Source organism: Parvibaculum sp. (assembly GCF_030651915.1).
Taxonomy (GTDB): Bacteria; Pseudomonadota; Alphaproteobacteria; order Parvibaculales; family Parvibaculaceae; genus Parvibaculum.
In genome coordinates this window covers 544,806-564,098 of sequence record NZ_JAUSBV010000002.1, presented here as the reverse complement: position 1 = coordinate 564,098, position 19,293 = coordinate 544,806, and the positions used below count along the sequence as shown (strand labels likewise).

The window sequence follows — 19,293 nt, the reverse complement described above, 5'->3', positions numbered from 1 at the left end:
TCCGCCTTTGTGTCCACAATAAGACCTTGCCGACAGGCCAAAAGAAAACGCCGGGCTTTTGCCCGGCGTCTGCCTCTCGATTGGTGATGCTTCCTATTCGGCGGCCGCCGTCGCCTGTGTGCCGGCACGCGCGGCGATGCGTTCGATATGCTTGCGGCGCGCATCGAATTCGCGGGCAATATTGTCGTCGGCCTGCTGCATGGCGTCGACATCCTGATCGGCATAGGCGAGCACGCCCATTTCCTCATAGCCCTTGCGAATGCGCGGACCCCAGAGACCGACATCCTTGACGATCGGCACGATGCGCTGGAACAGCGAGTTGCGGAAATTGGCCATGAAGCCCGAGTGATACATGTGCTCGCCACAAGCGACCGGATCGAGGCCGAGATTCTTCCAGACCTCGACCGCATCGAAACGGTCGCGCATCAAATAACTTGCTTCCAGCAGGAACTCTTCGCGCTCGTCGCGCTCCTTCTCGGAGATCTTCGGATAGAAGTCGCGCAACGCCAGACGACCGAAAGCGACATGCCGCGCCTCGTCCTGCATCACATAGGCGTTGACGGCGGCCGCCAGCGGGTTCTGCGCATTGTCGCGAATCTGCGCGAAGGAAGCGAGCGCAAGGCCCTCGATCACCACCTGCATGCCGAGATAGGTCATATCCCAGCGGCTGTCGCGCAGCGTCTGTTCGATCAGGTCCTGCAGCGGCTTCGTCATCGGATAGACGATCGCGAACTTCTCGAGCAGGCGCTTGTAGCTTTCGACATGACGCGCTTCGTCGATCACTTGTGTCGAGGCATAGAATTTCGAATCCATGTCCGGCACCTGGGTGACGATCTTGGCGGTGCAGATCAACGCACCCTGTTCGCCCTGCATGAACTGCGACAATTGCCAGGCCTGAAAATGTTTGCGCACATTGGCTTTTTCCTTGCGCGACATTTTCTCGAACTGCGCCATGCCATTGATCGGCAGCATCTCGTCGGGCAATTGCTCGGGATTGTCCTCGTCGAGTTCCTGCGACCAGTCGATGCGCGTATTGGCATCCCACTGCATCTCGACGCCCTTGCGATAGAGACCCATCATCGCCGCGCGCTCGGGATCGTATTCCCAGTTGAACATCACGTCGAAACCCTGCGGCACAGCCCAGTGGCTGCCTTCGAGTTCGATGGCATATTGCTTGCTGAAACTCATGCGGCTCCCTCCTCCCAAAAAGATCCTAGGTGCGGAGTGTAACTCCGTATTTTGACTTCCGCTATGTCAAATAAGCGGCAGGATTCCAGCATTTCCGCCGCAAACGCTTGATATTGCAGTGCAAAATTTCCTTGCATCCGCGGCGTCAAATGCCAATGATCCGCGCCGACGGCGGTACCGAAGGGCGGACGAGGTGGAGTTATGACGTACACGGAGAAAAAGGATCTCTACGAGATCGGCGAGATCCCGCCGCTCGGCCATGTGCCGGCGAAGATGTATGCCTGGACGATCCGGCGCGACCGCGAGGGCCCGCCGCAACAGGCGATGCAGGTCGAGGCGGTGCCCACCTGGGAGATCGACTCGAACGAGGTGCTGGTGCTGGTGATGGCGGCCGGCGTCAATTACAACGGCATCTGGGCCGGCCTCGGCACACCGGTTTCGGTTTTCGACGTTCACAAACAACCCTTCCATATCGCTGGCTCCGACGCCTCCGGCATCGTCTATGCGGTCGGCGCGCGGGTAAAGCGCTGGAAGGTCGGCGACGAAGTCGTCATCCATTGCAACCAGGACGATGGCGACGACGAGGAATGCAATGGCGGCGACCCGATGTTCTCGCCGACGCAACGCATCTGGGGCTATGAAACGCCGGACGGTTCCTTCGCGCAATTCTGCCGCGTGCAATCGCAGCAGTTGATGCCGCGCCCGAAACACCTGACCTGGGAAGAGAGCGCCTGCTACACGCTGACGCTGGCGACGGCCTACCGCATGCTCTTCGGCCACGCGCCGCATATCCTCGCGCCGGGACAGAACGTGCTGGTGTGGGGGGCATCCGGCGGCCTCGGTTCCTTCGCCGTGCAGCTCTGCGCGACGGCTGGTGCCCATGCCATCGGCGTTATTTCGGATGACTCAAAGCACGACTTCGTGATGTCGATGGGCGCCAAGGGCGTCATCAATCGCAAGCATTTCGATTGCTGGGGGCAATTGCCGAAGGTCAATTCGTCCGAGTTCAACGACTTCATGAAAGAGGCGCGCAAGTTCGGCAAGGCGATCTGGGACATCACCGGCAAGGGCATTGATCCCGATATCGTCTTCGAACATCCGGGCGAGGCGACCTTTCCGGTTTCCTGCATGGTCGCCAAACGCGGCGGCATGGTGGTTTTCTGCGCCGGCACCAGCGGATTCAATCTCACTTTCGACGCGCGCTTCGTCTGGATGCGGCAGAAACGCATACAGGGCTCGCATTTCGCGCATCTGAAACAGGCATCGGCCGCCAACCAGCTCGTCATCGAACGCCGCATCGACCCCGGCATGTCGGAAGTCTTTCCGTGGGCGGACATTCCGCTGGCGCATGACAAGATGTGGAAGAACGAGCATCTGCCGGGCAACATGGCGGTGCTGGTTTCGGCCGCGCGGCCGGGCCTGAAGACCTTCGAGGATGCGGTCGAAGCGGGCAACAAGGCGGCCTGAACGGCAGCCATGTGACAGCGGAATCGGCAGCAGACCCCCCCCTCTGTCACAAAACTGTCATAAAACTGTCACAAGCGGATTTATCCCCGCCCGAAGCCCCGGGGATAAGTCCGACTTATCCCCGCTTTCGACCTGTTCGCCTTCGCAGCTGCAACAGCGCGAGGATGTGAAAAAAACTTGTCCCCGGGCTCTAACCGGTCCGAACCGCCGCCTCACACATAGACCAGCGCGCCCTGCCCGGCCACATAGAGGCCGATGGCGATGACCATCGCGGCGAAGATCCGTATAAGGAGCGCCTTGCGGGCGGCCAGACGGCGCGCGAGCGCCGTGCCGAGGACGGCACCGGCAAGGCCGCCGGCGAGCAGCAGCGCGGCCGCATGCCAGTCGACGAGACCGGCCAGCGCATAGGAAGAGGCGGTGGCGAAGCCGAAGGCCGAGACCGAGACCAGCGACGAGCCGACCGCGAACAGGATCGGCATGTTGGTGGCACCGATCAGGCCCGGCACAATCAGAAAGCCGCCGCCAATGCCGAAGAAGCCGGAGAGAAGCCCGACCGCGAAACCATAGCCGACGAGCGACGGCAGCAGACGGCGCGCCGAGGCACGGTCGAGATGGACATCGGCGTTGCCGCCATCACCCTTGCGCAGAAACATCGAAATGCCGACCGCGATCATCACGAGGCCGAAGAGGCCAAGCAGCAGCTCGCCATCGACCATCTTGCCGAGCCGCGCGCCGCCGAAAGCGCCGACGACGCCCGAAGCGGCGAAGACGAGGGCGCAAGGCCATTTGACGGTCTTCGCCCGCGCGTGAAGAAGAACACCGGCCAGCGCATTGGCCGCAACCGCGATGGCGCCGGTACCGATCGCGACATGGGGCGAGGCGACGCCGACGACATAGACCAGCAGCGGCACGGCCAGGATCGAGCCGCCGGCGCCGATCAGGCCGAGCGTCAGCCCGACCAGCGCACCGGCGGCCAGCGTGACCAGATCGGCGACAGCGAATTCCATCGGCCCCGCCCTTCAGGTCAGGCGCGCAGCGCGCGGTTCCACGGCATCACGGTCAAGAGCCGCGCCATGCCGCAAAAGCCCGAGACGCCGGCAAAGACAAGGCCCGCGCCGACAAAGCCGGAGAGCAGATAGAAGCCGGGATGGAGAGCCGCGCCGAGCAGGACGCCGATGACGACGAGCGAGCCCGCCGCGATCTGCACCTGGCGCATCAGTTCGAGCGGCTGGCCCTTGTCGACGGCGACGGGGAGACCGGCCGTCTTCCAGGCCTCGATGCCGCCTTCGAGAATATAGGCCTCGCAGGCACGCGCGGCGGCAAGCTTCGGCGCATTGGCCTTGGTGCGCATGCCGGACTTGCAGTGATAGATGACAATGTCAGCATTGGCGGCCGCCGGACCGGCACCGAGCGCCGACAGGGGCTCGTTGCGCGCGCCGGGAATGTGTTCGCGGGCAAACTCGTCGGCGTCGCGCACATCGATGACGATGGCGCCGCGCGCGGCGAGCGACTTTGCTTCTTCGGGGCTGAGGGTCTTGAGGCTCATGGTCTTTCTCCTTTGAGGCGCGAGTGGCGCGCGGGCGGCGCGCTCACGCGCAATAAATGTCTTTCAGCGTTTTCAGGATCTTCGCCGCGTCGGGATCGTCGATCCGGTAGTAGACGGTCTGTGCTTCCTTGCGCGTGGCGACGAGGCCGTCTTCGCGGAGTTTGGCCAGATGCTGCGACAGCGCCGACATGCCGAGATCGGCTTCGGCCGCCAGCTCGCTGACGCTGGCCTCGCCTTTGACCGCCAGCGCGCAGAGCACCAGCAAGCGCTTTTCATTGGCGAGCAGGCGCAACATCCGCGCCGCCTCGCCGGCGCTTTCGGCCAGCTTCGAAATGTCGCTTTTGATCATTCGCATCGTCCGGCCTCCGGCCCTGTGACGTTTTAGTCCTTGCTAAATTAGTGATTGCTAATATATATGTCAAGAGACAAACGGGGCCGAGGCGAAAGCCGGGCCGGAAACGACGAAGGAGAACCCCATGAGCAACGAAAAAAAGCCCGAAATACAAGGCTTTTTCGACGAGGCCACCAATACGGTGAGCTATCTGGTGGTCGATCCGGCGACCCGCACGGCCGCCCTTGTCGACCCGGTGCTCGATTTCGACCCGAAATCGGGCAAGGTCTCGACCGCCAGCGCCGACCGCCTGCTCGAAGAAGCGGCGAAGGCAAAGGCCGAGATCAAATGGATTCTCGAGACGCACGCCCATGCCGATCACCTTTCGGCCGCGCAATATCTGAAAGCGAAGACCGGCGCCAAGATCGGCATCGGCGCGCATATCGACGCTGTGCAGAAAATCTTCACGCCTGTTTTCAACCAGAAGGGCCCGACCGACGGGCGCGAATTCGACCATTTGTTCAAGGAAGGCGAGCGCTTCAATATCGGCGAGTTGACGGTGGAAGTGATCGCGACGCCGGGCCATACGCCGGCCTGCATTTCCTACAAGCTGGGCGATGCGGTTTTCGTCGGCGACACGCTCTTCATGCCCGATTACGGCACGGCACGGGCCGACTTCCCCGGCGGCGACGCGCGCACGCTCTACCGGTCGATCCGGAAGCTGCTGGCGCTGCCCGACGAGACGCGGCTCTTCCTCTGCCACGACTACAAGCCGGAAGGCCGCGACCATTACGTGTGGGAGACGACGGTGGGCGAACAGCGGGCCCACAATGTCCATGTCCATGAAGGCGTCAGCGAGGACAGCTTCGTCGCCATGCGCGAAAAGCGCGACGCGACGCTGGCGGCCCCCGTGCTGCTGCTGCCCTCGATCCAGGTCAATATCCGCGCCGGACACGTGCCGCCGGCCGAGGACAATGGCAAGCGCTACCTGAAAATCCCGCTGACGGTGCCGGCGGAAGCGGATGAGAGCCTTTAGGGGCTCTCATTCGCGGGGGGCGCCCAAACAATCGCCTGTGCCGGAAAGCGGACGCCCTGCTACACTCGGCCTCCATCACCGCCGATTCTACTCCGCACAAGGAAAGGATGCTGGGAGAAAAATGTGCCGCGTACTTCTTTCGACGCTTGCCGTCGCCTCATTGCGCTCGTCGCGCTGGCGGAAGGCGTGAAGGCGAAGAGTATCAGCTGCGGTACAACGGCAAGGTGCAGAAAAAGCCAGGAGTTCCAAACTGGACCTGCTTCGAGGATCCATGATCAAGAAAATGAAAGACACCAAGAGTCGTCCTGAATTTTTCGGGCTCAGAACTGAAGCTGACGCTCTGGAAGATTCTATTTTTGTGATCATAGAGGAACTTCAGAAACAGCATGTTCGCCAAACACTGCCTCCCGAGAACAGTCACAGCTACACGCATGGTCAGACTTGGACCAGCCGCGCAAATCCCGAAGTGCGCGAAGGTGGATTTCAAACTCACGCCGTCGAGTGGACCAATTCATTTGATGAGATTGTAGCGAACGACCTCAGTCTTATTCTGCGCTTCGTAGAACACGTAGCGGCTGAACTGAACAAGCAATTCTCGGAAATGATCTACAGCAGTATCAACAAGGTCTGCGAGGAAACGGGGAACGTTGTGTCATCAGCCGACGCAGGTTCATTTGCAGCCGGCTTTCTTGAAATGATGAGAAAGATCGAATTTGGGGTAGATCGTCAAGGTCGGGTGACACTTCCAGAAGTCCATACCGGCGCCGATCCCAGTAAATTTATCGCTGAACTAGAAGCCCAACCACCCGAGTACCACGAGGAAATTGAACGACTCAAAGATGAAAAGTCCAAAGCCGCACTGGAGCGAGAAGCGCTGCGAAAACTGAAATTCAAAACCCGAGCAGCGCTATGCAGCGTGCGCTGATAGCAATCGGCTGTAATAGCTATAATTGCATTTCGCCGCTCACAGGCGCGGAACTCGACGCACAACGAATTTACGACAAACTAATTCGGGACGAGATCGGCAACTACCACCCGAGCACATCTCAGCTGTTGCTGTCTCCAACGCTGGACGAAGTTAGATTGGCCCTAAAGTCAATTTTGTTCTCGAATGAGAAACTTGACACATTTACATTTTTCTTCGCAGGGCACGGCATCGTTGACAAAGCTGGATTCTATTTTTGCCTAAAGGATACGCGGCTTGACCAATTGCCAGTGACCAGCCTTTGGCTGTCGGAGTTATTTACAAACATAGCAAGCTCCGCCCCATCTCAAAGCAACATCATATTGGACGCATGCTACAGCGGCGGATTAACGGTCGACCTCGGCGTGTTGGCCAAAGCAGAGATTACAGGAAACGCAAATTCTCCTGCCATCACGCTGCTTGCAATGTCCGCACGCGACCAAGAAGCATCCGAGACCGATGCTGGGGGGCTAGGCACAAACGCTCTTCTCGATTGCATTTCTGGAAGTGTGTTTGTGCAAGACACTACCGCTGCGCTCGATCTGATGGATATCGGTCCGGCTGTTGCCAACAGACTCAAAAATGCACCCGATCAGAGTCCCTGCTTTACTGCAATTAGCATAAGGCAACGTTCGATCTTCTGTCGAAATCCCCACTACGAAGCAAAAGCGGAACGAACATTCGAAAAGTGGCAACCACGGAGATTTATGGATGCGATTGAACCCGCACTTGAAAGCTGTTCGGATTCAGCATCTGACCTGATTTCCAACGTGCAAAGACTTACCAGCGGCCTTGTATCATCTGCAAAAGATACAGCGGATAGGTTTCGCAAAGCTGAGGTGCTGGCAGTATCTGTTTCTGCCCTTCTGCGATATTGCCAGACTCACCCGTCGGTCGATCTACATGTCCTAGAAGAAGTCGGCTCTGTCATCAACGAAATCGAAGACACCCTAAACGAACTGACAAATGCGATAGCCTCAGATCAATATGCCTTACTAGGAAACAAGACCGGACTAGGCGAATTGTACGCACTGCCAATTCGGATTTCCAAGATTATCGGGTGGCTGGGTGCCGCATTCCATTTGCGTGAAATCTTGGGGCAACCTGAATTGTTTCCTGTTGAGAAGTTTAGAGAAGTGTTGGAACACATTGGACAACAATACGCTCCCTCTGTAGTTCTGTTGAATGACACACAAGCTCCGTATATCGCCCTAGGCCTTAGCGCAGCCAGCAGACTTGGACTTAGATCAGAAGGAGAGACCATTCTAAGTCTCCTGTTCAACTCAGCCTTGGACGCGAAGGGGTTGATTGCCAACGCACACTTGAAGCCAAACCAAATTCTTAAGTATCTCACAGCCAGGCAGACTGCCGACTACAGTGACGCCGCGGACATTCTCGCACGGCCTACTGAAGCGATAGCCGTCTTGCTCAGATGCGCAAAGCCGTTCGACTTGGTAGATGTCTTCGATGAATCCCTCGAAGACCTCGACCACCTGAGTATCAGTGCTTACGTCGCAGAGGATTACACGAAGTTCGCACTTCAGCACATTGAAGGCGGCGAGAATGCAACCTTCACCATTGGGCATGGAATTTGGAGCATCGCCGATCTAGATTCTGCATGGCCAGATTCCGCCAATGTTCGACCCATGAATTCCGCTGTCGCTGCCGGAGCTATATGCAGCGCACTCATATTCCCTGATCGAGTACCTTGGTTTCTATTATCATCCAGACACGAATAGTAAGTAGTCGGATATTGATTGTTCAGACTGTCGTTAAATTTGTTTTGCGTTCCTCGTCCCTCCTTCGCCAGCAGCCCGCGCCGCCGCCGTCGAGCCAGATGCCCTGTTCGGTGTGGACGGGAAGCATTCCGTCCCCTGACGGCATGAGTTCGATGGCTGTGAGAAAAGCGAACATGGGATCTCCGCCGGGCGCCATGCGCGAAAAGCGCGACGCGACGCTGGCAGCGCCCGTGCTGCTCTTGCCCTCGATCCAGGTCAATATCCGCGCCGGCCACGTGCCGCCGGCCGAAGACAATGGCAAGCGCTACCTGAAAATTCCGCTGACGGTGCCGGCGGAGGCGGATGAGAGCCTTTAGGGGCTCTCATTCGCGGGGGGCTCAGGTCAAAAGCGGATCAGCATTGCCGTGAGCAAGGCCGCGACATAGAGACCGATACCGAAGACCGTGTGAGCAACCAGGCTGCGCAAGCGCGCCATGTTCGGCTTCGGCGTTTTTGAAGCTGCGATCCCGGCCCCCATGCCTGGCTGCAGGATGAAGAACGGCGCGGCGAGCGTGAGAAGCCCGACGATCAGGGCCGGCGGAAGCGTCGGCCGATACGCCCAGTCGAGACCCCAGACCATCAGAAGCAAGCCTGCAAAGACGATGCCGATCGCATAATGCGCGCTCCAGCCGAGAAGACGCTCGCCGCGAACGGGCGACGCCGCAGCCATGTTGTCGTGCCGGAAACGCCCGCGCGGGAGATGCCCGATCCAGCGACCCACCATAGCCCAGTCGGGACCGGCCATGCCGAGCACCCGCTTCGCAAACAACGTCCACAGACCGAGGACGACAGTGGCGCCGGCACCGATCAACACCATGCGCAGAAGAAACTCCGTCGGGTCGCCCACTGTTTCGTCCTTTCGCATTGATGGCCGCGGGAGCCGAGCGGCTTCCTCCTCCGCGGGCGGAGACGCCGCCGACAATATCGGCGTCACGGCGCCGGAGGACCGCAACGGCATGTCACCCGGGCTATCTGGGATGGCGGCCTGGAAATTGCGACCCCTCGCGCAACGGGGTTTTACGCCCCGCCCCCTTCACCCCGTCGCGTCCGCCTCCCGCACCAGCCGCAGGCCGTGGACGATGGCGTAGATCGCCGGGATCACCACCAGCGTGAGGATGGTGGACGACACCATGCCGCCGATCATCGGCACGGCGATGCGCTGCATCACCTCGGCGCCGGTGCCGGTGGCCCAGAGGATCGGCAGCAGGCCCGCCATGATGGTGATGACGGTCATCATTTTCGGCCGCACGCGCCCGACGGCGCCCTCCATGATTGCGCCGTTGAGGTCGGCGCGGGTGAAGGCGCGGAGCTCGGCCGCGGCCAGCGCCTTCGCGTCGCGCAGGGCATGGTCGAGATAGAGCAGCATCACGACGCCGGTTTCGGCCGCGACGCCTGCCAGCGCGATGAAGCCGACGGCGGCCGCGACGCTCATGTTGAAATCGAGCGCCGCCATCAGCCAGAGCCCGCCGACCAGCGCAAAGGGCAGCGACAGCATCACGATGAAGGTTTCGGTCAGCCCTTTGAAGTTGAGATAGAGGAGCAGGAAAATCACCAGCAGCGTGACCGGAATGACGACGGAAAGGCGCTGCTGCGCGCGCGCCAGATATTCGAACTGGCCGCTCCAGGCAACCGTGTAGCCGGGCGGCAGCTCGACTTCGCCGGCGACGACGCGCCGCGCCTCGCCGACATAGCCGCCGAGATCGCGGTCGCGGATATCGACAAAGACATAGACAACCGGCTGGCCGCTTTCGGTGCGCACCATGGTGGGCCCGCGCGCCCGCGTAATATCGGCGATCTCGCCGAGCGGGATCGCGGCGCCCGCGGGCGTCGTGACGAAAACCTCGCGCGCGATCGCATCCGGATCGGCGCGTGCGGATTGCGGATAGCGCAGCACCACATCATAGCGCTCGCGCCCCTCGACCGTGGTGGTGAGGACCTTGGCACCAAGCGCCATCGCAATCGTCTCCTGCACCGTCTCCATCGAGAGGCCGTGCCGGGCGATGCGGTCGCGGTCGGGCCGGATGTCGAGAAAATAGCCGCCATTGACGCGCTCGGCATAGGCCGACGAAGTGCCGGGAACGGCGCGCAGGACGGTTTCGACCTCGCGGGCGATCCGTTCGAGTTCGACGAGGTCGGGCCCGAAGATCTTGACGCCGACCGGCGTGCGGATGCCGGTCGAGAGCATGTCGATGCGCGCCTTGATCGGCATCGTCCAGGCATTGGAGACACCCGGAAACTGGAGCGCCGCGTCCATCTCGGCAATCAGCTTGTCGAGATTCATGCCCCGCCGCCAGTCGCTTTCGGGCTTCAGGTTGATGATGGTCTCGAACATTTCAAGCGGCGCGGGATCGGTCGCGCTGTCGGCGCGGCCCGCCTTGCCCCAGACCGAGGCGACCTCGGGAAAGCCGGCGATGATCCGGTTCTGCGTCTGCAGGAGTTCGGCCGCCTTGGTCACCGAAAGACCCGGCAACGTCGTCGGCATGTAGAGGAGCGTGCCCTCGTTGAGGTTCGGCATGAATTCCGAACCGATGCGGCTGAGCGGCACCATCGTGACGGCGAGCACGAGGACGGCCGCGAGGATGGTGACGCCCCGGGCCCGCAGCACCAGCCCGATCACCGGCCGGTAGAGCCAGATCAGTGCCTTGTTGAGCGGGTTCTGGGCCTCCGGCACGATCCGGCCACGAATGAAAATCGTCATCAGCACCGGCACCAGCGTGATCGACAGAAGGGCGGCGGCCGCCATGGCGAAGGTCTTGGTCGCGGCCAGCGGCTTGAAGAGCCGGCCCTCCTGCGCCTCCAGCGTGAAAATCGGCAGGAAGGAGACGGTGATGATCAGCAGGCTGAAAAAGAGCGCCGGGCCCACTTCCTGCGCCGCCTCGATGACGACGGCGCTGCGCGAGGCGCCAGGCGGCGCATGCTCGAGCCGCTTGTGGGCGTTTTCGACCATCACGATCGCCGCATCGACCATGGCGCCGATTGCGATCGCGATGCCGCCGAGGCTCATGATGTTGGAGGGAATGCCAAGCACATGGGTCGCGGCCAGCGCCATCAGAATGCCGACCGGCAGCGTGACGATGGCGACAAGCGCGCTGCGCGCATGCCAGAGAAAGAGGAAACAGACCAGCGCCACGACGATGCTTTCCTCGACCAGCGTGCGCACCAGCGTGTCGATGGCGCGGCCGATCAGCGCGGAGCGGTCATAGACCTCGACGATTTCGGTGTTGCCGGGCAGGCTCGGTCCAACCGCCGCCAGCTCGCGCTTGACGTTTTCGATGACCTCGAGCGCATTGGCGCCATGGCGCTGCAGGGCGATGCCGGAAACCACCTCCCCCTCGCCGCCGAGTTCGGCGATGCCGCGCCGCTCGTCGGGCGCGAGTTCGACGCGCGCCACATCGCGCAACAGGAGCGGCGTGCCGCCTTCGGCGCGGAGCACGATCTTTTCGATATCCTCGATACCGGCGAGATAGCCGCGGCCACGGATCATGAATTCGGTTTCGGCAAGCTCGATGGTGCGGCCGCCGACATCCATGTTGCTGGCGCGCACCGCGCCAGCAATATCGGCAAGCGTCAGGCCCGTGCTTTTCAGCAGCAGCGGATCGACGATGATCGCATATTGCCGGACGAAGCCGCCCACCGTTGCGACTTCGGCGACGCCCTCGGCGCGCGAAACGGCGAAACGGACCTGCCAGTCCTGCAGCGAGCGAAGCTCGGCGAGGTTCAGCTCCGAGGATTTCAGCGCATATTGATAGACCCAGCCGACGCCGGTCGCGTCCGGCCCGAGCGACGGCGTGACGCCGTCGGGCAGGCGTTCCGATGCCGCGCTCAGATATTCGAGGACGCGGCTTCGCGCCCAGTAGAGATCGGCGCCGTCCTCGAAGACGACATAGACGAAGGAAACGCCGAAGAAGGAAAAGCCGCGCACGACACGCGCGCGCGGCACGTTGAGCATCGCGGTCGCGAGCGGGAAAGTCACCTGGTCCTCGACGACCTGCGGCGCCTGGCCTGGATAGTCGGTGACGATGATGACCTGCGTGTCCGACAGGTCCGGTATCGCGTCGAGCGGAATGCGCGCGATCGAATAGATGCCGGCGACAATCGCAAAGAGCGTGCCGATCAGCACCAGAACGCTGTTGCGCGCCGACCAGCCAATGATGCCCGCGATCATGGCGCCGCCGCCTCCGTCGTGAAGGCCGACAGCGCGGTCTGGAGATTGCTCTCGGCATCGATCAGGAAGATGCCGGAAGTGACGATCTCCTCGCCGGCGGCAAGGCCCTCCCTGATCTCGACATCGGCGCCGGCGCGGGCGCCGAGGCGAACGTCGCGCGGTTCGAAAAGCCCGTCGCCGCGCGCGACGAAGACGATCTGGCGCGCACCGTCGTCGATAACGGAAGCGGCCGGGACCGCAAGCGCCGGTCCGTCGCCGACCGGCGCGCCGATCTCGACGCGCACGAAATGGCCGAGCTTGAGGCGTCCGTCCGCGTTGGGGACGACGAGCCGGACCCGGCCCGAGCGGGTTGCCTGGTCGATGTCGGGATAGACGAAATCGACAATCGCCGCGCGCGTTTCGCCGGGCATCGCCGGCATCGACAATTGCGCGGTCTGGCCGGGCCGGACAAGCGCGAGGTCCTGTTCGGCGATTTCGGCCATCACCCAGAGGCTCGACAGATCGGCGATCCGGAACAGCGTATCGCCGGCCGCAAAACGCATGCCGTCAAGCGCGGGCTTGTCGAGAATCGTGCCGGCCTGCGGTGCCTCGAAGGTCACCACCCGCGCCGGCACGCGCGTGCGCGCCATTTCGGCGATGGTGGCGTCGGAAATGCCGAAGAGGCGGAGGTTTTGCGCCGCGCGCTCAACGTCGCGGCCGCCGCGCGACAGCGCCGAGAGATAGTCGGCCTGCTTGCGCAGCAATTCGTCGCTTTCGATCCAGGCCCTCAGAAGTGGCTCGCCGGCCGTCACCGTACCGCCGGTCGTGCGGACATCGAGACGTTCGACGAAGCCGTCGAAGCGCGCCGTCACCAGCGCGACGCGGGCCTCGTCCGCCATCACGGTGCCGGCCCCCCGGATCGAGTGGACGAGATCGCGACGCTCGACCGCCACGGTCCTGACGCCGGCGCGCTGCATCTTTTCGACACTGACGCGGACGGTTCCGGCGGTGCCCGCCAGTTCGTCCTCGTAAACGGGAATGTAGTCCATTCCCATCGAGTCCTTCTTCGGCACCGGCGATATGTCGGGCAGGCCCATCGGGTTGCGGTAATAGCGTATCTTTCGGTCCCCTGCCGCTGACGCGGCAGGGGTTGCATCGGCTTTTTTCTCAACGGCCGTGTAGATGACGACGCCCTTGACGGGCGCCGGAACGCCGTCGACTTCCACTTCGATGGTGAGCGCCCATCGGCCGGCCATCACGATCTTCGTCTCGAAGGCCATGACATCCGCACTGTCGACGGGTACCGGCGTGAGCGGCGTATCCATCATCGCCATGCCGTCGGGACCCATATCGAGCCGCGTCGAGACGATGTCGATAACTCCGGCCGGCACGGGCTTGCCGCTCGGGTCAAGCAACCGGACCTCGATCCGAACGCCCTCGCCGACAGATATTTCATCCGACACGGCCTCGAATTTATAAGCTTGAGACTGCGCGCCGGCGACGCTCCATATGCCGGCCGCCGCCGCGACCGCCACAAGCACGGCAATCGCGGACGCTTTGGGTAAGCGAACCATAAGACCCTCCTGAAGTTGATGTGACGATTGACGCGCAACCGGAAGGGCCGCGCGCCGGCGCGTCACACCGCTTTGGGAGGCCGTTGCAACGGAGCGGGAGAAAGGTCGGCCCGGCCAATATCCGGCTCGCGAACCGCCTTGATTGCGTGCCTGGCCGGGACAAATCCGGAAGCAGCGGCGAGTTGAAGCGGCAGCTTGCCGCAGGCGGTCATGCAGAAGGCCGAGCTGTCGCAGGTTGCCGTGTCGGCATGATCGCAATCGTCGCAGCACGGCCCTGCCATCCCGGCCATGGCATCCGCCGCAGGCAGCGGGGCGCGCCCGTCGGCTATCGTGTGTGCCGACATCATCATATCGAGACCGGTCATCGGCACCGCAACGCCCGTCAGCAGCACGGCGAACGCCAGCAGCGCCGCGAGCCAGTGACGGCGGCGGGCGACACACCTGCTTCGAGGGCGGCCGAGGCTTCGTTTCATGAGATCAGGCTAGCACAGGCATATTTACGGACAGCTACACAAAAGTGTCTTCGGAAATGTCTGCAACAGTGCCTTTTTCCTCACTCCCGCCAGTAGTCCTTCGAGAACATCACCAGCACGGTCAGCAGTTCGAGGCGGCCGCACAGCACGACATGTTGGGCGACGCCCCCCGCCCTTCCTATCGCGCCGCGAATCCGGCTTAATCGGATCGTCGGCCGGATTCGTCCGGTGACGATAACACATATTTATAGTGTTATTATTTGCATATTTTCATATCCGTTGTGAAAATATGTGTTGACGGCGGCGAGACCCATTCATACCCTACTCATCAGATAGACAAATGTTATCGCAAAAAGCCAAATACGCGTTGAAAGCCATGATCGCACTGGCGGGTCAGAATGACGGGGGCTTGCTGCAGGCCGGCGATATCGCCGAACGGCAGAACATCCCCCGGAAGTTCCTCGAGCTGATCCTGCTCGATCTCAGGAAGCACGGGCTGGTGCGCAGCCAGCGCGGCAAGCTGGGCGGCTATGCCCTGGCAAAGCCGGCCGACGCGATCACCTTCGGTCAGGTGATCCGCATCATGGATGGGCCATTGGCGCCCATTCCCTGTGCGAGCCTGACCGGCTACCGGCGCTGCGCCGATTGCCGGGACGAGAAGGCCTGCGCCGTCCGCCGGACGATGCGGGAAGTGCGGGATGCGGCGGCATCGATCCTGGACGGGACGACGCTGGCCGATGCGATCGGCGACACGGGCCGTCAGGCGCGGGCCGCCATCAGGGCATAAAATTTTTTGCCCAGTAACACTACTAATTTGATCGACTTAAAAGTGAAATGGAGACGATCATGACATTCGCATCCCTGACGCGCCGTTCGGCCATATTGCTCGGGGCCTCGCTGCTGCTGCTCGGCCTGACCTTCGAAGTGCGCGCCGACACCACCATTCTCAACGTCTCCTACGACCCGACACGCGAGTTCTACAGGGACTACAACGCCGCCTTCGCCGCGCACTGGAAGAAGGAGACCGGCGAGACGGTCAATTTCGAGCAATCGCATGGCGGCTCGGGCAAGCAGGCCCGCGCCGTGATCGACGGATTGCGGGCCGACGTGGTGACGCTGGCGCTGGCCGGCGACATCGACGAGATCGCAAAGGCCGGCCTGCTGCCGGCGGACTGGCAGGCCCGCCTGCCCGACAATGCCTCGCCCTACACCTCGACCATCGTGCTGCTGGTGCGCAAGGGCAATCCGAAGAACATCAAGGACTGGGACGATCTCGCCCAGCCGGGCGTCGCCGTCATCACGCCGAACCCGAAAACCTCGGGCGGCGCGCGCTGGAATTATCTGGCGGCCTATGCCTATGCCCTCGACAGGTTCGACAATGACGACGCCAGGGCGCGCGCATTCGTCGGCGCCATCTACAGGAACGTACCGGTACTCGACACCGGCGCCCGCGGCGCGCTGACCACCTTCGTGCAGCGCGGCATCGGCGATGCCTTCATCTCCTGGGAGAACGAAGCTTTCCTCGCCCGGGCCGAATTCCCCGGCCAGTTCGAAATCGTCATGCCGTCGATCTCGATCCTCGCCGAACCGCCGGTCGCTCTCGTCGACAGGAACGCCGACCGCAAGGGCACGCGGAAGGTCGCCGAAGCCTATCTCAACTATCTCTATTCGCCCGAAGGCCAGCGTCTCGCGGCAAAGCACTACTACCGGCCACGCGACGCACAACATGCCGCGAAGGAAGACGCCGCGCGCTTTGCCGACGTCAGGCTCTTCACCATCGACGACAAGTTCGGCGGCTGGGCGAAGGCGCAGCGCGAACATTTCGGCGATGGCGGCGTCTTCGACGAAATCTACCGGCCGGGCCGCTGAACGAAAATGACCCACGCGATATTCGCCCTCCCGCGTCCCGCGCCTTCGGTGCTGCCGGGTTTCGGCCTGACCATGGGGCTGACGCTGACCTGGCTGAGCCTGATCATCCTGATCCCGCTGGCCGGCGTCTTCATCACCTCGGCCGGTCTCGGCTGGACGGAATTCTGGCGGCTGGCATCGGACGCGCGCACCGTGGCGGCGCTGAAGCTGAGCTTTGGCACGGCGCTGATCGCAGCCGGCCTCAACGTGGCGTTCGGCCTGCTCGTCGCCTGGGTGCTGGTGCGCTACAGCTTTCCGGGCAAGCGCCTGCTCGATGCGGCAATCGACCTGCCCTTCGCGCTGCCGACCGCCGTTGCCGGCCTCGCCTTCACCGCCCTTTATGCGCCGAACGGCTGGCTCGGCAGCTTTCTGGTGCCGCTCGGGCTGAAGGTCGCCTTCACGCCGCTCGGCATCGTCGTGGCGCTGGTCTTTATCGGTCTGCCTTTCGTCGTCCGCACGGTGCAGCCGGTGCTGGCCGATTTCGACAAGGAGTTGGAGGAAGCCTCGGCCACGCTCGGCGCCACGCGCTTCCAGACCATCCGGCGCATTGTGCTGCCGACATTGATGCCGCCGCTGCTGACCGGCTTTGCGCTGGCCTTTGCGCGCGGCGTCGGCGAATACGGCTCGGTGATCTTCATCGCCGGCAACATTCCCTATGTGTCGGAAATCGCGCCGCTGCTGATCGTCATCCGGCTCGAGGAATTCAACTATGCCGGCGCAACCGCGGTGGCCGCCGTGATGCTGGTGATTTCCTTCGCGCTGCTTTTCGTCATCAACCTGCTGCAGGCGTGGAACCGCCGGCGCATCGGGTTTGCCGGCTAGGAGACGAAACCCGTGACACCCGATCCGCTCGCCATCGAGATCGCGCGCATTCCCGCCGGCAATCCGCCGCCGCCGCGGGCGCGCTTCCGCACGCCGCTCAGCGAAGTGTTGTGGGTCAGGTTCGGCCTGATCGCCATCGCCGTCGCCTTTCTGGCGCTGATGCTGGCGCTGCCGCTGGCCGCCGTCTTCGCCGAAGCCTTCCGGCGCGGCGTCGAACCCTTCCTGGCGGCCCTGGTCGAGCCCGATGCGCTATCGGCCGTGCGGCTGACGCTGTTCGTCGCCGCGATTTCGGTGCCGGCCAATCTGCTCTTCGGCCTCGTCGCCTCCTGGGCGATCGCCAAGTTCCAGTTCAGGGGCAAGTCGTTCCTGATCACGCTGATCGACCTGCCCTTCTCTGTGTCGCCGGTGATTTCGGGCCTCGTCTATATCCTGCTCTTCGGCTCCTACGGTTTTATCGGCCCCTGGCTGATCGCCAACGGCTACCAGATCGTCTTTGCCGTGCCGGGCATCGTGCTCGCCACCATCTTCGTCACCTTTCCCTTCGTCGCCCGCCAGCTGATTCCGCTGATGGAACAGCAGGGCACGGCGGAAGAAGAAGCCGCGCTCTCGCTCGGCGCCGGCGGACTGCGCACTTTCTGGAGCGTGACGCTGCCCAACGTCAAATGGGCGCTCCTCTATGGCGTGCTGCTCTGCAATGCCCGCGCGATGGGCGAGTTCGGCGCCGTCTCGGTCGTCTCCGGTCACATTCGCGGCAAGACCAACACCATGCCTCTTCATGTGGAGATCCTCTACAATGAATACAATTTCGTTGCCGCCTTTGCGGTTGCCACGCTTCTGGCCCTCCTCGCCCTCGTCACCCTCGTCCTCAAATCCGCGCTCGAGTGGCGCTACGGTGGTGAACTTGCCGCGAGCGGACGGCACTAGGATGCGGGGATATCAGAACGAGGACGCCATCCATCGCGCGCCGGTCCGCATCGATGTCGAGGAGCTGGGCAAGTCCTACGGTTCCTTCGCCGCGCTCAACAATGTCTCGCTGACGGTGCGGCCCGGCGAATTGCTGGCGCTGCTCGGGCCCTCCGGCTCCGGCAAGACGACGCTGCTGCGCGCCATTGCCGGGCTGACGGCGACGGAGGAAGGCACGATCCGCTTCGACGGCGAGGACGCGACGACGCTCAGCTTGCGCGCGCGCCGCGTCGGCTTCGTCTTCCAGCAATATGCGCTCTTCCGTCACATGACGGTGTTCGACAATGTCGCTTTCGGGCTGCGCGTCCGGCCGCGCGGCGAACGCCCGCGTGCCGGCGAGATCGCCCGCCGGGTGCGCCGTCTGCTGGAACTGGTGCAACTGCCGGGACTTGAAACGCGCTTCCCGAGCCAGCTTTCCGGCGGCCAGCGCCAGCGCGTGGCGCTGGCGCGCGCGCTGGCCATCGAACCCAATGTGCTGCTGCTCGACGAGCCCTTCGGCGCGCTCGATGCGAAAGTGCGCAAGGAACTGCGCCGCTGGCTGCGCGAAATTCACACCGAGACCGGCCTGACGACGATCTTCGTCACCCACGACCAGGAAGAGGCGCTGGAACTGGCCGATCGGGTCGTCATCATGCGCGACGGTGAAATCGAGCAGATCGGCACACCGGTCGAAATCTACGAAGAACCGGCAACGCCCTATGTCTGCGAATTCCTCGGCGGCGTCGCGCGTTTCGAGGTGACGGCGACGGAGGGCGAGGCGCGCGTGCTGGGCAGCCAGTTGCCGCTCGCCGAGGCCGACGAGACCTATAGCGGCCCGGCGCTGGCCTATGTGCGCGGCCATGAAATCGAGATCGTGTCGCGCGACATTGCCGAAGGCGTGCCGGCGCTGGTGCGCAATGTGCGGCCCTTCGGCCCGGCGATCACCGTCGAACTGTCGATCGAGGGCCATCGCGACCGTATCGAGATTTCGGTGCCGCGCGAGCTGTTCGAGGGCGGCGAAATCAGGATCGGTCAGGGCGTCTTCGTGCGCGCCACCTCGGCCCGCGTCTTCCCGTCACCGAAAGCGGATGCGCGCCCCTGAGGCGCGCATCCGTCCCCC

17 protein-coding genes and 1 pseudogene are annotated in these 19,293 nt (G+C 62.7%); 10 read left to right on the top strand and 8 right to left on the bottom strand.

What is annotated here, in order from left to right; all coding sequences use genetic code 11:
• Positions 1-93: 93 nt before the first annotated feature.
• The gene (locus Q7V31_RS03235; protein ID WP_304732376.1) at positions 94-1,188 is read right to left on the bottom strand and encodes a ferritin-like domain-containing protein; all 1,095 of its coding nucleotides are present in this window, start codon (positions 1,186-1,188) and stop codon (positions 94-96) included.
• Between the two features lie 201 nt (positions 1,189-1,389).
• Between Q7V31_RS03235 and ccrA the strand changes: the two genes are divergently transcribed.
• The gene (ccrA, locus tag Q7V31_RS03230) at positions 1,390-2,655 is read left to right on the top strand and encodes a crotonyl-CoA carboxylase/reductase (RefSeq protein WP_304732375.1); all 1,266 of its coding nucleotides are present in this window, start codon (positions 1,390-1,392) and stop codon (positions 2,653-2,655) included.
• Positions 2,656-2,867: 212 nt separating this feature from the next.
• Here the strand turns inward: ccrA and Q7V31_RS03225 are convergent, their stop codons facing one another.
• The 3 genes from Q7V31_RS03225 to Q7V31_RS03215 are packed head-to-tail and all read right to left on the bottom strand — an operon-like array spanning position 2,868 to position 4,556.
• Positions 2,868-3,662 (bottom strand): sulfite exporter TauE/SafE family protein, encoded by a 795-nt coding sequence (locus Q7V31_RS03225; RefSeq protein WP_304732374.1) that lies wholly within the window; start codon positions 3,660-3,662, stop codon positions 2,868-2,870.
• A 17-nt stretch (positions 3,663-3,679) separates the two neighbouring features.
• On the bottom strand, positions 3,680-4,201 hold the full coding sequence (locus Q7V31_RS03220; protein WP_304732373.1) for a rhodanese family protein: 522 nt from the start codon (positions 4,199-4,201) through the stop codon (positions 3,680-3,682).
• Between the two features lie 43 nt (positions 4,202-4,244).
• Complete coding sequence (locus Q7V31_RS03215; RefSeq protein WP_370690622.1) at positions 4,245-4,556, bottom strand: ArsR/SmtB family transcription factor; 312 nt, start codon at positions 4,554-4,556, stop codon at positions 4,245-4,247.
• Positions 4,557-4,677: 121 nt separating this feature from the next.
• Between Q7V31_RS03215 and Q7V31_RS03210 the strand changes: the two genes are divergently transcribed.
• The 4 genes and pseudogenes from Q7V31_RS03210 to Q7V31_RS03195 all read left to right on the top strand — a co-directional run.
• A complete protein-coding gene (locus Q7V31_RS03210) occupies positions 4,678-5,568 on the top strand; it encodes an MBL fold metallo-hydrolase (RefSeq protein ID WP_304732372.1) in 891 nt (296 codons plus the stop codon).
• Positions 5,569-5,839: 271 nt separating this feature from the next.
• A complete protein-coding gene (locus tag Q7V31_RS03205) occupies positions 5,840-6,493 on the top strand; it encodes a hypothetical protein (RefSeq protein WP_304732371.1) in 654 nt (217 codons plus the stop codon).
• Positions 6,478-8,271 (top strand): caspase family protein, encoded by a 1,794-nt coding sequence (locus tag Q7V31_RS03200; RefSeq protein WP_304732370.1) that lies wholly within the window; start codon positions 6,478-6,480, stop codon positions 8,269-8,271. The genes Q7V31_RS03205 and Q7V31_RS03200 overlap by 16 nt, the downstream gene beginning before the upstream one ends.
• 191 nt (positions 8,272-8,462) lie before the next feature.
• Positions 8,463-8,627, top strand: a pseudogene (locus tag Q7V31_RS03195) (MBL fold metallo-hydrolase); the annotation flags it as partial.
• Between the two features lie 26 nt (positions 8,628-8,653).
• On the opposite strand, the gene Q7V31_RS03190 reads toward Q7V31_RS03195, so the two are convergent.
• The 4 genes from Q7V31_RS03190 to Q7V31_RS03175 all read right to left on the bottom strand — a co-directional run bounded on the left by Q7V31_RS03190 (position 8,654) and on the right by Q7V31_RS03175 (position 14,501).
• Entirely contained in the window at positions 8,654-9,157 is a 504-nt protein-coding gene (locus Q7V31_RS03190; RefSeq protein WP_304732369.1) for a DUF2938 domain-containing protein, read from the bottom strand.
• Between the two features lie 186 nt (positions 9,158-9,343).
• Positions 9,344-12,475 (bottom strand): efflux RND transporter permease subunit, encoded by a 3,132-nt coding sequence (locus Q7V31_RS03185; protein ID WP_304732368.1) that lies wholly within the window; start codon positions 12,473-12,475, stop codon positions 9,344-9,346.
• A complete protein-coding gene (locus Q7V31_RS03180; RefSeq protein WP_304732367.1) occupies positions 12,472-14,028 on the bottom strand; it encodes an efflux RND transporter periplasmic adaptor subunit in 1,557 nt (518 codons plus the stop codon). The genes Q7V31_RS03185 and Q7V31_RS03180 overlap by 4 nt, the downstream gene beginning before the upstream one ends.
• A 62-nt stretch (positions 14,029-14,090) precedes the next feature.
• Entirely contained in the window at positions 14,091-14,501 is a 411-nt protein-coding gene (locus Q7V31_RS03175) for a hypothetical protein (RefSeq protein ID WP_304732366.1), read from the bottom strand.
• A 340-nt stretch (positions 14,502-14,841) separates the two neighbouring features.
• On the opposite strand from Q7V31_RS03175, the gene Q7V31_RS03170 reads away from it, so the two are divergent.
• Genes Q7V31_RS03170 through Q7V31_RS03150 form a run of 5 tightly spaced genes read left to right on the top strand, consistent with a single transcriptional unit; the run spans position 14,842 to position 19,275 of the window.
• On the top strand, positions 14,842-15,288 hold the full coding sequence (locus Q7V31_RS03170) for an Rrf2 family transcriptional regulator (RefSeq protein WP_304732365.1): 447 nt from the start codon (positions 14,842-14,844) through the stop codon (positions 15,286-15,288).
• A 59-nt stretch (positions 15,289-15,347) separates the two neighbouring features.
• The gene (locus Q7V31_RS03165; RefSeq protein ID WP_304732364.1) at positions 15,348-16,370 is read left to right on the top strand and encodes a sulfate ABC transporter substrate-binding protein; all 1,023 of its coding nucleotides are present in this window, start codon (positions 15,348-15,350) and stop codon (positions 16,368-16,370) included.
• A 6-nt stretch (positions 16,371-16,376) separates the two neighbouring features.
• Positions 16,377-17,231 (top strand): sulfate ABC transporter permease subunit CysT, encoded by an 855-nt coding sequence (gene cysT / locus Q7V31_RS03160; RefSeq protein ID WP_304732363.1) that lies wholly within the window; start codon positions 16,377-16,379, stop codon positions 17,229-17,231.
• A 48-nt stretch (positions 17,232-17,279) separates the two neighbouring features.
• Positions 17,280-18,155 (top strand): sulfate ABC transporter permease subunit CysW, encoded by an 876-nt coding sequence (cysW, locus tag Q7V31_RS03155; RefSeq protein ID WP_370690627.1) that lies wholly within the window; start codon positions 17,280-17,282, stop codon positions 18,153-18,155.
• Position 18,156: 1 nt separating this feature from the next.
• Positions 18,157-19,275, top strand: coding sequence for a sulfate/molybdate ABC transporter ATP-binding protein (locus Q7V31_RS03150; protein ID WP_304732362.1), 1,119 nt, complete (start codon positions 18,157-18,159; stop codon positions 19,273-19,275).
• Positions 19,276-19,293 lie beyond the last annotated feature (18 nt).

What these genes read in the sequence shown, in the direction of transcription:
- Q7V31_RS03235 (WP_304732376.1), bottom strand. Translation starts at nt 1,188, where the DNA reads ATGAGTTTCAGCAAGCAATATGCCATCGAACTCGAAGGCAGCCACTGG.
- ccrA (WP_304732375.1), top strand. Translation starts at nt 1,390, where the DNA reads ATGACGTACACGGAGAAAAAGGATCTCTACGAGATCGGCGAGATCCCG.
- Q7V31_RS03225 (WP_304732374.1), bottom strand. Translation starts at nt 3,662, where the DNA reads ATGGAATTCGCTGTCGCCGATCTGGTCACGCTGGCCGCCGGTGCGCTG.
- Q7V31_RS03220 (WP_304732373.1), bottom strand. Translation starts at nt 4,201, where the DNA reads ATGAGCCTCAAGACCCTCAGCCCCGAAGAAGCAAAGTCGCTCGCCGCG.
- Q7V31_RS03215 (WP_370690622.1), bottom strand. Translation starts at nt 4,556, where the DNA reads ATGCGAATGATCAAAAGCGACATTTCGAAGCTGGCCGAAAGCGCCGGC.
- Q7V31_RS03210 (WP_304732372.1), top strand. Translation starts at nt 4,678, where the DNA reads ATGAGCAACGAAAAAAAGCCCGAAATACAAGGCTTTTTCGACGAGGCC.
- Q7V31_RS03205 (WP_304732371.1), top strand. Translation starts at nt 5,840, where the DNA reads ATGATCAAGAAAATGAAAGACACCAAGAGTCGTCCTGAATTTTTCGGG.
- Q7V31_RS03200 (WP_304732370.1), top strand. Translation starts at nt 6,478, where the DNA reads ATGCAGCGTGCGCTGATAGCAATCGGCTGTAATAGCTATAATTGCATT.
- Q7V31_RS03185 (WP_304732368.1), bottom strand. Translation starts at nt 12,475, where the DNA reads ATGATCGCGGGCATCATTGGCTGGTCGGCGCGCAACAGCGTTCTGGTG.
- Q7V31_RS03180 (WP_304732367.1), bottom strand. Translation starts at nt 14,028, where the DNA reads ATGGTTCGCTTACCCAAAGCGTCCGCGATTGCCGTGCTTGTGGCGGTC.
- Q7V31_RS03175 (WP_304732366.1), bottom strand. Translation starts at nt 14,501, where the DNA reads ATGAAACGAAGCCTCGGCCGCCCTCGAAGCAGGTGTGTCGCCCGCCGC.
- Q7V31_RS03170 (WP_304732365.1), top strand. Translation starts at nt 14,842, where the DNA reads ATGTTATCGCAAAAAGCCAAATACGCGTTGAAAGCCATGATCGCACTG.
- Q7V31_RS03165 (WP_304732364.1), top strand. Translation starts at nt 15,348, where the DNA reads ATGACATTCGCATCCCTGACGCGCCGTTCGGCCATATTGCTCGGGGCC.
- cysT (WP_304732363.1), top strand. Translation starts at nt 16,377, where the DNA reads ATGACCCACGCGATATTCGCCCTCCCGCGTCCCGCGCCTTCGGTGCTG.
- Q7V31_RS03150 (WP_304732362.1), top strand. Translation starts at nt 18,157, where the DNA reads ATGCGGGGATATCAGAACGAGGACGCCATCCATCGCGCGCCGGTCCGC.